Below are 12,302 nucleotides of genomic sequence, written 5' to 3'. Positions count from 1 at the left end.
GGATGACACACCGCTTTCGCGAGCAGGCTCGCTCCCACAGGTTCGTCCGGCGTCAGCCCAACTAAGCTTATGAAACCACTCCAACCGGCTCCCCATCATGATCGCCAGCCGCACGCCTTCCATCACCGGCCTTACCGGTCGCCCCGAGCGCCTGCTGATCCTCGGCAGCCTGCTGACCGTGATTGCGATGGTGTGCATCGTCACTTTCCTGCTGATCCGCGAATATGCCAGTGCGCAGGAAGCTGCCACCCGCCGCGCGACCACCATTGCGCAATTGATCGATGCCGATGTGCTGCGCACCGTCGAGCTGTACGACCTGACGCTGCAAGGGCTGATCGCCGCCGCCCAGCGTGACGACCTGCAGAACGTTTCGCCGCAGATCCGTCATCTGGCGCTGTTCGATCGCTCTGCCACCGCGCGCTTCAAGGGCGACATCCTGCTGCTCGACAAGCATGGCGAGGTGATCGCCGACTCCTCGCGCATCGAAGCGAAACCGGGCAATTTCGCCGACCGCGATTATTTTCTCACTCACGCATTCAACCGCGACATCGGCATGTTCATCAGCCGCCCGTTCAAGACCCGCTGCGATTGCGAAGAGGCCGATCAGTGGCGCATCAGCTTCAGCCGACGCATCTCCTCGCAGACCGGCGAATTTCTCGGCGTGGCGGTGGCGTCGCTGAAACTCGACTACTTCGACGACCTGTTCAAAAGCCTCGACATCGGCACCGACAGCACGTTGAACATCATCAACAGCGATGGCGTGCTGCTCGCGCAGAAGCCGTATCTGCAAAGCGATTCGGTCGGCAAGAGTTTCGGCAACCGCCCCAATGTCGTGCGGATTCTCAGCGACCGCGATGGCAGCGGCAGTTTCACCAGTACCTCGAGCATGGATAAACAACGTCGGCTCTATACCTACTCGCGGGTCGGCAATCTGCCGTTGACCGTGATGGTGGCGCTGTCCAGCGAGGAAGTGTTCGGCGCCTGGCGGCGCACAGCGATGCTGATCAGCGGCGCCACCGGCGTGTTGTGCCTGGGGCTGTTGTGGCTGACCTGGCTGCTCGCTCGGGAACTGCGTTTGCGCCATCGCGCCGAACGCGAACTGGCGCAACTGGCTGCCACCGATGACCTGACCGGAGTAGCCAACCGGCGCATGCTCGACCAGACCCTGCGCCACGAATGGTTCCGCGCCCAGCGCTCCGGCCAGCCGCTGTCGGTGATGATGATCGATGCCGACCACTTCAAGGCCTTCAATGATCGCCATGGCCATCAGGCTGGGGATCAGGTGTTGCGTGAACTGGCCAAGGTGATCACGGCGAACGTGCGACGCCCGGCGGATTTGGTCGCGCGGTATGGCGGTGAAGAATTTTCGGTGATTCTCGCCGAGACCGACAGCGCCGGGGCGCAGCAGATCGCCGAGCAGATTCGCCAGGCTGTGGAAAACTTGCCCTGGGTTGAAGGCGCTGAGCGGGCGATGACCGTGAGTATCGGCATTGCTACGTGGACATCGGCGAGCGAGATGACACTGGAGCAGCTGCTGTTTTCAGCGGACAAGGCGCTGTATCAAGCCAAGGAAGGCGGGCGTAATCGCGTTGTAGTGTCAGCCTGATGTTTCCAGGGTGATGGCGCCGCCACCTTCGCGAGCAGGCTCGCTCCCACAGTTGGAATGCATTTCAAAGGTGGGAGCGAGCCTGCTCGCGAAGTGGCTTGATCAGGCACTAGAGAAACCACAGGCATAAAAAAAGGCCATCCGAGGATGGCCTTCAAAAAACTAGAGAGGTTTTTTACTTACACCGCCGCAACCGGGCGCATGTAAGAGATTGGTGCGGTGCTGGCGTCTTCGAACGTCACCACTTCCCACGCATCTGTCTGCTCAATCAATTTGCGCAGCAGCTGGTTGTTCAGTGCATGACCGGACTTGAAGCCTTTGAACTCACCAATCAGGCTGTTGCCCAGCAGGTACAGGTCGCCAATCGCATCGAGGATCTTGTGTTTGACGAATTCGTCTTCATAACGAAGACCGTCTTCGTTCAACACGCCATCAGCGTCGACCACGATCGCGTTTTCCACGCTGCCGCCGAGTGCGAGGTTGTGCTTGCGCAGGTACTCGATGTCACTCATGAAACCAAAGGTACGGGCGCGGCTGACTTCTTTTACGAACGAAGTGCTGGAAAAATCCACGCTTGCACTCTGGGTGCGGTCCCGGAATACCGGGTGATCGAAATCGATCTCGAAGCTCACCTTGAAGCCTTCGAAAGGGACGAAAGTGGCGCGCTTGTCGCCGTCTTCCACTGTCACTTCGCGCAGGATGCGGATGAATTTCTTGGCGGCGTCCTGTTCTTCCAGGCCTGCCGATTGAATCAGGAATACGAAGGGTCCAGCGCTGCCATCCATGATCGGGACTTCGGACGCGGAGAGCTCGACGTAGGCGTTATCGATGCCCAGGCCAGCCATGGCCGAGAGCAAGTGCTCTACCGTGTCCACTTTGACGTCGCCATTGATCAGCGTCGTCGACATAGTGGTTTCACCGACGTTTTCCGCGCGGGCAGGAATCTGCACCACAGGGTCGAGGTCAGCGCGACAAAACACAATGCCAGTGTCGACAGGCGCAGGCTTGAGGGTCAGATAGACCTTCTCACCGGAGTGCAGGCCTACACCTGTGGCACGGATAATATTTTTCAGTGTGCGTTGTTTAATCATGGCTTGGGCCGCTTCAGCGCAAATTGCGAACTGGTATCAACAAAGGCTGGCGATGATAGCAGACCATGCCTTTGCTGAACACCAATCACCTTCATAGCCCTGATACATTCCATCAATCGGCCTGACGACGCAGGAATGCCGGAATGTCCAGGTAATCCAGGTCATCCTGCGGATTCATCTTCGCGGCAGCCGCAGCACCGGCCTGAGCCTGGTTGCGCATGACGGTCGGACGGTCCAGATCACGGTAGTTCACCGCTGGCTGCTCCTGACGGGCCGGAGCCGGTTGTTGCACCTGGGCGGAAGCCATGGAGGTGTGAACGGTGTTGTCGATAACCTTCACAGGCTTCTCGATTTTCGCGCCCAGACCGGTGGCAACCACGGTTACGTGCAGCTCGTCGCGCATGTCCGGATCGATAACGGTACCGACCTTGACCATCGCGTGCTCGGAAGCAAAGGCTTCGATGATCGAACCCACGTCGGAGTACTCACCCAGGGACAGGTCAGGACCGGCGGTGATGTTCACCAGAATGCCGCGCGCGCCCTGCAGGTTGACGTCTTCCAGCAACGGATTGCGGATTGCCGCTTCGGTGGCTTCACGTGCACGGTTCGGACCGCTGGCGCAGCCAGTGCCCATCATCGCCATGCCCATTTCGCTCATCACGGTGCGCACGTCGGCGAAGTCGACGTTGATCATGCCCGGACGTTTGATGATGTCGGAGATACCGCGAACGGCACCGGCCAGTACATCGTCAGCCTTGGCGAAAGCCGACAAGAGGCTTGCGTCTTTGCCGAGGATGGTCAGCAGTTTTTCGTTCGGAATGGTGATCAGCGAGTCGACGCTTTCCGAAAGCATGCGGATGCCTTCGTCGGCGATCTGCATACGCTTGCGGCCTTCGAACGGGAACGGACGGGTCACGACCGCAACGGTCAGAATGCCCATTTCCTTGGCCACTTCAGCGATGATCGGCGCTGCACCGGTACCGGTACCGCCGCCCATGCCGGTGGTGATGAACACCATGTTGGTGCCGGCCAGCACTTCAGCGATGCGCTCGCGGTCTTCCAGAGCGGCTTGACGGCCGACCTCAGGGTTGGCGCCGGCGCCCAGGCCTTTGGTCACGCCGGTGCCCAGTTGCAGGATGGTCCGCGCGCCGATGTTTTTCAGCGCTTGAGCATCGGTGTTGGCGCAGATGAACTCAACGCCTTCGATGTTGCTCTTGACCATGTGATTGACAGCGTTGCCGCCGCCACCGCCGACACCGATAACTTTGATTACCGGGCTTGCGGGGATGTTGTCTACGAGTTCGAACATTTTCCCTCTCCTTACATTCTCTAGTTTTTTCGCCTACTGCTGTTTGTAGCGGTGTATCTACTGCAGTTGCTTGCCGCTTGAAGCTTGTCGCTCCAGGCTGCTTTTAAAAGTTGCCCTGAACCCACTTTTTCAGTCGGTCCAGCAGCGGCGCCTGAGGCTCTTCGCTGTTGTAGCTGTCGCGGCTGCCGATGCCGGAGAACGAAACTCCGTCGGACTGCTTCTGCAGGCCGTACATCAACAAACCAACGCCAGTGGAATAAATCGGGTTGCGCACCACGTCATCCAGACCTTTCACGCCATGCGGCACACCGAGGCGCACCGGCATGTGGAAGATTTCTTCGGCCAGTTCAGTGGCGCCTTCCATTTTCGACGTACCACCGGTGAGCACGATGCCCGCCGGGATCAGGTCTTCGTAGCCGCTGCGACGCAGCTCGGCCTGGATCAGGGTGAACAGTTCGTCGTAACGCGGCTCGACCACTTCGGCCAGGGCCTGACGCGACAGTTCGCGTGGTGGACGGTCGCCAACGCTCGGCACCTTGATGGTTTCGCCGGCACCGGCCAGTTTGGCCAGGGCGCAGGCGTAACGGATCTTGATCTCTTCGGCGTACTGGGTCGGGGTGCGCAACGCCATGGCGATGTCGTTGGTCACCTGATCACCGGCAATCGGGATCACCGCGGTGTGACGGATCGCGCCTTCGGTGAAGATCGCGATGTCGGTGGTGCCGCCGCCGATGTCGACCAGGCACACGCCCAGTTCTTTTTCGTCGTCGGTCAGCACCGAGTAGGCCGAGGCCAGTTGCTCGAGGATGATGTCGTCGATTTCCAGACCGCAGCGACGCACGCATTTTTCAATGTTCTGTGCAGCGTTGACGGCGCAGGTGACCACGTGAACCTTGGCTTCCAGACGCACGCCGGACATGCCCAGCGGCTCGCGCACGCCTTCCTGGTTATCGATCACGTAATCCTGCGGCAGGGTGTGCAGCACGCGCTGGTCAGCCGGGATCGCCACGGCCTGAGCGGCGTCGAGCACACGCTCAAGGTCAGCCGAGCTGACTTCGCGATCACGGATCGCAACGATGCCGTGGGAATTCAGGCTGCGGATGTGATTGCCGGCCACGCCGACGAACGCGGAGTGAATGCGGCAGCCGGCCATCAGTTGGGCTTCTTCGATCGCGCGCTGGATCGACTGCACGGTGGATTCGATGTTGACCACCACGCCCTTCTTCAGACCGCGGGACGGATGCGTGCCGATCCCGACGATTTCCAGCTGGCCGTCGTCCGCGACCTCGCCTACCAGCGCCACCACTTTGGAGGTGCCGATATCCAGACCGACGATCATTTTGCCGCTTTGCACGTTTGCCATGGGTCCTGCCTCTTCTTAATTCTTTGCGACAGCGGGTTGGGCTGTCGTCGGCGCTACGGGTTCCCGCCAGCCAACAGCGAGGCCGTTGGCGTAGCGCAGATCGATGCGCGCAATGTTCGTAATCTGCTCTTTCAGCGTCTTGTCATAGATGGCGATGAAGCGGCGCATCTTTTCCACCAGGTTGCCGCGTCCCAGCAGCAACTCGATGCCGGGGCCGGAACTGCCGGCACCGGTGGTCAGGAACCAGCTGCCGCGTTCACGCAATTCCAGGCGTACGATCGAAAAACCCAGCGGCCGCAGCATCTGGCTCAGCACCTGATACTGCTGCATCACCTGCTGCTGAGCCCGTTGTGGGCCGAACAGCTGCGGCAGGTGTTCGTAGTTCGCCAGCTCTCTGGGGGTAAATGCCTGACCCTGATTGTTCAGCAGCGACTCGTCGCCCCATCGGGCCACCGGCAATTGCTCTTCGAGGCGGATCACCACTTGATCCGGCCACACCCGGCGCACTTCGGCATGAGCGATCCATGGCATCTGTTCCAGCTCTTTGCGCATGCCGGCGAGGTCGATGGTGAAGAAGCTCGACGCCACGAACGGCGCGATTCGCTGCTGCACCGCCTGCTGGCTGATGTAACTCAGGTCGCCCTGCACCGCGACCTTGCTGATCGGCCGGTCGGCGTACGGCAGCAGACGCTGCGCGCCTTCGTAGGTGCCAAAGCCCAGCGCCACCAGCAGCACTGGCCAGAACAGGCTTTTCAGAAAGCTGAAATTGGCTTTCGGCAGGCGCGCGGACATCGGCTCTTTCGCCACCATTCGGCTGGCACCCCGCGGCACCGGCTTGCGGCCGGGTGCGGGTGGCTGATGTCTGAGATGAGCGCCTTGCATGGTCTTAACCTCGCGCCTCTGTTGCGCCTGCGTCTTCAACGCTGGCGGCCAGAATGGCCAGAACCAGTTGCTGGAAATCCAGACCGGCAGCCCGCGCCGCCATCGGCACCAGGCTGTGATCGGTCATGCCCGGTGCGGTATTGACTTCGAGGAACCAGAACTGCCCGTCGGCGTCCTGCATCACGTCCGCCCGGCCCCAACCGGCGATACCCAGCGCCTCACAGGCCTTGGCCGTGAGTTCCATGAGTTCCTGTTCCTTGGCCGCGTCAAGCCCGCACGGAATGCGGTACTGGGTATCGTTGGCGATGTACTTGGCGTCGTAGTCGTAGAACGTGTGCGGTGTACCCAGGGCGATAGGAGGCAACACCTGGTCACGCAGGGTGGCGATGGTGAACTCCGGACCTTGAATCCATTGCTCGACCAACACTTGCGAATCGTAGGTACTGGCCGCTTTCCATGCGTCGATCAACTCGGACGCAGAATTCACTTTGGCCATCCCGATACTTGAACCTTCATGCGCCGGTTTGACGATCAAAGGCAGGCCCAGTTCCGTCGCTGCGGAAATACAATCGGCTTCGCTGCACAGTACGGCGTGACGCGGCGTCGGAATCCCGAGACTGTGCCAGACCTGCTTGGTGCGCAGCTTGTCCATCGCCAGTGCCGAGGCGAGGATGCCGCTGCCGGTGTACGGGATGCCCGCGCACTCGAGCAGGCCCTGCATGCTGCCGTCTTCACCGCCGCGACCGTGGAGAATGATGAACGCGCGGTCGATCTTTTCGCTGAGCAGACGCTGCAGGAAGTCTTCGCCCACATCGATGCCGAACGCGTCGACGCCAGCGCTTTGCAGCGCTTCGAGCACGGCGTTGCCGGATTTCAGCGAAACCTCACGCTCGGCACTCAGGCCGCCGAAGAGCACGGCGACGCGGCCGAAGTCTTTCGGCGCGATGGTGGAGAACAGCTTGGCGTAGGCAGCAGTCATTTCAACTTCCCCTCGACCGGCGCCGCCACGGCGCCGGCGAACAATTCACTTTTCAACAGCTTCGGCGCGAGACCGCCGATATCACCAGCGCCCTGGCACAGCAGAATGTCGCCGGCGCGCAGCAGCGGCTTGACCAGCGGCGCCAGGTCAACGCCCCGCTCGATGTAGATCGGGTCGAGCTGACCGCGCTGGCGGATGCTGTTGCACAGCTTGCGGCTGTCGGCGCCCGGGATCGGCTCTTCGCCGGCCGGATAGACTTCCATCAGCAGCAGCACGTTGGCGTCGGCCAGTACATTGACGAAGTCGTCGTACAGATCACGGGTGCGGCTGTAGCGATGCGGCTGGTAGACCATCACCAGACGACGCTCCGGCCAGCCACCGCGCACGGCTTTGATCACCGCAGCGACTTCGGTCGGGTGGTGCCCGTAGTCGTCGACCAGCATCACGTTGCCGCCGTCGACCGGCAGTTCGCCGTAGACCTGAAAGCGTCGGCCAACACCCTGGAAGCCTGACAGGCCCTGAACGATGGCTTCATCGCTGACGCCTTCGTCGGTGGCGATGCAGATGGTCGCCAGCGAGTTGAGCACGTTGTGGTTGCCGGGCATGTTCACCGACACGTCCAGCGGCTCCCGATCCGGGCGCAGCACGGTGAAGAAGGTCTGCATGCCCTGCTGACGGACATTGATTGCGCGTACGTCGGCGTCTTCGCTGAAGCCGTAGGTCACGGTCGGACGTTTCACCAGCGGCAGGATTTCGCGCACCACCGGATCGTCCAGGCACATCACCGCCAAACCGTAGAACGGCAGGTTGTGCAGGAATTCGACGAAGGTTTTCTTCAGTTTGTTGAAGTCACCGTCGTAGGTCGCCATGTGGTCGGCGTCGATGTTGGTGACCACGGCCACCAGCGGCTGCAGATGCAGGAAGCTCGCATCGCTTTCGTCGGCTTCGGCAATCAGGTAACGGCTGGTGCCGAGCTGGGCATTGGTGCCCGCTGCATTGAGGCGGCCACCGATAACGAACGTCGGGTCCAGACCACCGGCCGCGAACACCGAAGCGATCAGGCTGGTGGTGGTGGTTTTGCCATGGGTACCGGCGACGGCGATACCGTGGCGATAGCGCATCAGCTCGGCGAGCATTTCTGCGCGCGGCACTACCGGAATACGACGTTCAAGGGCAGTCGCCACTTCCGGGTTGGACGTGTTCACTGCGCTCGACACCACCAGCACGTCGGCGGTAGCGGCGTTCTCGGCACGGTGACCGATGAAGATCTGCGCGCCAAACGACTCCAGGCGTTCGGTGACCGGGGACGCTTTCAGGTCGGAACCGGAGACTTGATAGCCCAGGTTCAACAACACTTCAGCGATACCGCACATGCCCACGCCGCCGATGCCGACGAAGTGGATGCGACGGATGCGGCGCATTTCCGGTTGTGGCATGGCTTTCTGATTCTCAACCATGGGCCACCTCCAGACAGGTATCGACCACGCTACGGGTGGCATCGGGTTTGGCCAGTCGGCGGGCCGCTTGGGCCATTGCTTCGAGTCGTTGCGGTTGCATCAAGACCTCTGTCAGGCGCGCGGCAAGATCCGCGGCACCAGTCGTTCTTTGCGGCATCAGGAAGGCAGCGCCTTCGCGGGCCAAATAATCGGCGTTGCGGGTCTGGTGATCGTCGATCGCGTGGGGCAAAGGCACCAGCATCGAGGGCAGACCGGCGGCCGCCAGCTCACTGATGGTCAACGCGCCAGCGCGGCACACCACCAGGTCAGCCCAGCCATAGGCCTGGGCCATGTCTTTGATGAACGGCTGCACCTGCGCTTCCACACCCACGGCGCGGTAACGCTCGGCAGTCACTTCATCGTGATTTTTGCCGGCCTGATGAAACACTTCCGGGCGCAGGTCGGCAGCGACTTGGGCCAGGGCTTCAGGCAGCAATTTGTTCAACGGTTCTGCGCCCAGGCTGCCGCCAAGGATCAGCAAACGCGCTTTGCGCCCGGCCAGCGCCGGTCGCGATGTTTCGAGGAACAGCTCGCTGCGCACCGGATTACCGGTGGTACGGCGGCTGTCCGACAGAGTAAAGGTGTCGGGGAACGCTTCACACACTCGGGCGGCGAACGGCACCAGCAACCGATTGGCGGTGCCGGCGACAGCGTTCTGCTCGTGAACGATCACCGGCACGCCGGCCAGTTTCGCAGCAAGACCACCAGGGCCAGTCACATAACCGCCGAAGCCGACCACGCACACCGGCTTCAGACGGCGCATGATCGCCCGCGCCTGCCACACCGATTTCAGCAGCATCAGCGGCGCCTTGAGCAGCGACAGCTTGCCCTTGCCGCGCAGACCGCTGGCGTTGATGCGGTGCAGTTCAAGTCCTGCCGCCGGAACCAGTTCGTTTTCGATCCCGCGTGGCGTGCCGAGCCAGTGCACGGTGTAGCCGCGCGCCTGAAACTCGCGGGCACAGGCCAGCGCCGGGAACACGTGACCGCCGGTACCGCCGGCCATGATCAATACGTTAGCGCCCATGAGTCGGCTCCTCGGCGAAGTCGCTCTCCTGGAATTCCATCTCTTCGCTGCCCAGGTGGGTCCGACTCTCCCACTCGATGCGCAGCAACAGACCCAGACAGGCGCAGCAGATCACCAGCGAGCTGCCGCCGTAACTGAGGAACGGCAAGGTCAGCCCCTTGGTTGGCAGCAGGCCGACGTTCACACCGATGTTGATCAGGAACTGACCAATCCACAGGAACGACAAGCCGTAAGCCACGTAAGCGGCAAAGAACTGCTTGGCCTTCTCCGCCCACAGGCCGATGTACATGCCGCGAATACACACGAACACGAACAGCGCGACGGTGCACAGCGAACCGACCGCACCGAGTTCTTCGGCGAGTACCGAGAACACGAAGTCGGTATGCGCTTCCGGCAGGTAGAACTGCTTCTGCACGCTGTTGCCCAAGCCGACGCCCAGCCACTCGCCGCGACCAAACGCGATCAAGGCCTGCGACAACTGATAACCGGCGCCGAACTGGTCGGCCCACGGGTCGGCGAAGTTGGTCAGACGCGCCATTCGATAGGGCTGCATCTGGATCAGCAAAACCACCGCGCCAACCGCCAGCACCACCATCAGCGAGAAACGGAACAGCCCGACCCCGCCAAGAAACAGCATCGCCGCCGCCGCGCCCATCATGACTACGGTGGCACCGAAGTCCGGTTCCATCAGCAACAGACCGGCCATCGGCAGCAGGACGATGAACGGCTTGAAGAAGCCCATCCAGCTTTCGCGTACTTCTTTCTGCCGGCGCACCAGATAACCGGCGAGGTAGATCACCACGAACACCTTGGCGATTTCCGACGGCTGCACGTTGAAGAAGCTGAAACCGATCCAGCGCATCGAACCGTTCACTTCGCGACCGATGCCGGGAATGATCACCATCACCAGCAGGCCGAACGCACCGATCAGCATCATCCAGCCGAGGCGCTGCCAAGTGGCGATCGGGATCATCATGGTGACAATGCACGCGCCCAGACCCAGCACCACATAGATAAGGTGGCGAATCATGTAATACAGCGGACTGCCCGACTGCGCCGCCGCCACTTCGGTGGACGCCGAAGCGATCATGATCAGGCCGAGACCAAGCAGCGCCAGGCAACCGGCGAGCATCGGGAAGTCGAGGTCGATGCCACGCCCGGTGATCAGCGGCGACGGGTACGGCTTGATGATGTTTCTCAGGTTCATGCCAGTTCCTCCACAGCGCGGACGAACTGGTGACCACGGTCTTCGTAATTCTTGAACATGTCGAAACTGGCGCAGGCCGGCGACAGCAGCACCACATCGCCCGGTTGGGCAGCGGCGCGGCATTGCGCAACAGCGTCGATCAGCGAGCTCGCGCGAATCAGCGGTACGGCGTCGCCAATGGCTGCGCCGATCTTGTCGGAGTCGCGGCCCATCAGCACCACAGCGCGGCAGTTGGCCGCCACCGGATCACGCAGATCATTGAATTCGGCGCCTTTGCCGTCACCGCCGGCGATCAGAATGACCTTGCCGTCGATGTCTGCGCCCAAACCTTCGATGGCGGCCAGAGCGGCGCCAACGTTGGTGGCTTTGGAATCGTTGTAATAGGCCACGCCGTCGAGATCGCGCACCCACTGGCAACGATGCTCGAGGCCGGCAAACGTACGCAATGCAGAGAGCATGGCGTCGAACGGCAGGCCCACCGCGTGACCCAGTGCCAATGCGGCGAGAGCGTTGGACTGGTTGTGCGCGCCGCGAATCTTCAGTTCACGCACCGGCATCAAGTTCTGGAATTCGAAGGCCAGATACTTCTCGCCGTCTTCTTCGCGAATGCCGAACGCTTTGAAATCCGGTTTGCTCAGGCCAAAGGTCCAGCATGGCTGGCCTTCGCCGATCAATGGACGGCTCAGGGCGTCCTGACGGTTGACCACAAACTGCTTCGCGCCCCGGAAGATCCGGTGCTTGGCCAGGTGATAGGCCGGCAGACCGCTGTAGCGATCCATGTGGTCTTCGCTGATGTTCAGTACGGTGGCGACTTCGGCGTTGAGCTGGTCGGTGGTTTCCAGCTGGAAACTCGACAACTCCATGACGTACAGCTCGACGTCATCGCTGAGCAGATCCAGCGCCGGAGTGCCGAGGTTGCCGCCAACGGCGACGCGCTTGCCGGCAGCAGCCGCCATCTCGCCGACCAGAGTAGTGACGGTGCTTTTCGCGTTGGAACCAGTGATCGCGACGATCGGCGCCTGCGCATTACGCGCGAACAGTTCGATGTCGCCGGACATTTTCACGCCACGGGCAGCGGCGGCTTGCAGGGCCGGGGTCGCCAGCGCCAGGCCGGGGCTCACGTAGAGCTCGTCGGCACGGCAGAGGAATTCGACGTCCAGCTCGCCACAACGCACTTCCACGTGCGGATAGTCACGCTTGAGCGTGGCCAGTTCCGGTGGATTTTCCCGCGTGTCGGCCACAGCAAACGACGTGCCCCGGTTCGCCAGGAAGCGAACCAGGGACATGCCGCTCTTGCCGAGGCCGACAACGATGCGGAAGTGGTCAGAAGCGATCAGAGACACTC

Annotated in this window: 10 protein-coding genes; 1 reads left to right on the top strand and 9 read right to left on the bottom strand. The window is 61.6% G+C overall.

Going from position 1 to position 12,302, the window contains the following annotated elements; all coding sequences use genetic code 11:
* Nucleotides 1-97 precede the first annotated feature (97 nt).
* Nucleotides 98-1,606, top strand: coding sequence for a sensor domain-containing diguanylate cyclase (locus D8U82_RS11545; protein ID WP_130902226.1), 1,509 nt, complete (start codon nt 98-100; stop codon nt 1,604-1,606).
* 179 nt (nt 1,607-1,785) lie between these two features.
* Here the strand turns inward: D8U82_RS11545 and lpxC are convergent, their stop codons facing one another.
* From lpxC to murD, 9 genes are all read right to left on the bottom strand, one after another.
* Nucleotides 1,786-2,697 (bottom strand): UDP-3-O-acyl-N-acetylglucosamine deacetylase, encoded by a 912-nt coding sequence (gene lpxC / locus D8U82_RS11540; RefSeq protein WP_007916984.1) that lies wholly within the window; start codon nt 2,695-2,697, stop codon nt 1,786-1,788.
* 112 nt (nt 2,698-2,809) lie between these two features.
* The gene (gene ftsZ / locus D8U82_RS11535; protein WP_016773283.1) at nt 2,810-4,006 is read right to left on the bottom strand and encodes a cell division protein FtsZ; all 1,197 of its coding nucleotides are present in this window, start codon (nt 4,004-4,006) and stop codon (nt 2,810-2,812) included.
* 103 nt (nt 4,007-4,109) lie between these two features.
* Nucleotides 4,110-5,369, bottom strand: a complete 1,260-nt coding sequence (gene ftsA / locus D8U82_RS11530; RefSeq protein ID WP_130888199.1) for a cell division protein FtsA — start codon at nt 5,367-5,369, stop codon at nt 4,110-4,112.
* 15 nt (nt 5,370-5,384) lie between these two features.
* Complete coding sequence (locus D8U82_RS11525) at nt 5,385-6,251, bottom strand: cell division protein FtsQ/DivIB (protein WP_130902225.1); 867 nt, start codon at nt 6,249-6,251, stop codon at nt 5,385-5,387.
* Nucleotides 6,252-6,255: 4 nt separating this feature from the next.
* Nucleotides 6,256-7,230 (bottom strand): D-alanine--D-alanine ligase, encoded by a 975-nt coding sequence (locus tag D8U82_RS11520; protein WP_016773280.1) that lies wholly within the window; start codon nt 7,228-7,230, stop codon nt 6,256-6,258.
* Nucleotides 7,227-8,687, bottom strand: coding sequence for a UDP-N-acetylmuramate--L-alanine ligase (gene murC / locus D8U82_RS11515; protein ID WP_039761387.1), 1,461 nt, complete (start codon nt 8,685-8,687; stop codon nt 7,227-7,229). The genes D8U82_RS11520 and murC overlap by 4 nt, the downstream gene beginning before the upstream one ends.
* The gene (gene murG / locus D8U82_RS11510) at nt 8,680-9,750 is read right to left on the bottom strand and encodes an undecaprenyldiphospho-muramoylpentapeptide beta-N-acetylglucosaminyltransferase (RefSeq protein WP_122611820.1); all 1,071 of its coding nucleotides are present in this window, start codon (nt 9,748-9,750) and stop codon (nt 8,680-8,682) included. The genes murC and murG overlap by 8 nt, the downstream gene beginning before the upstream one ends.
* Nucleotides 9,740-10,951: a putative lipid II flippase FtsW gene (gene ftsW, locus D8U82_RS11505; protein ID WP_172667897.1), complete on the bottom strand. Its 1,212-nt coding sequence runs from the start codon at nt 10,949-10,951 to the stop codon at nt 9,740-9,742. Before ftsW ends, murG begins: the two co-directional genes overlap by 11 nt.
* 2 nt (nt 10,952-10,953) lie before the next feature.
* A complete protein-coding gene (gene murD / locus D8U82_RS11500; RefSeq protein ID WP_130902224.1) occupies nt 10,954-12,300 on the bottom strand; it encodes a UDP-N-acetylmuramoyl-L-alanine--D-glutamate ligase in 1,347 nt (448 codons plus the stop codon).
* Nucleotides 12,301-12,302 lie beyond the last annotated feature (2 nt).

It is taken from the genome of Pseudomonas sp. Sample_23 (genome assembly GCF_004307595.1).
In the GTDB taxonomy this organism is placed as follows: Bacteria; Pseudomonadota; Gammaproteobacteria; order Pseudomonadales; family Pseudomonadaceae; genus Aquipseudomonas; species Aquipseudomonas atacamensis.
The sequence above is the reverse complement of the archived record's forward strand: the minus strand, read 5'-3'. Positions and strand labels throughout refer to the sequence as shown.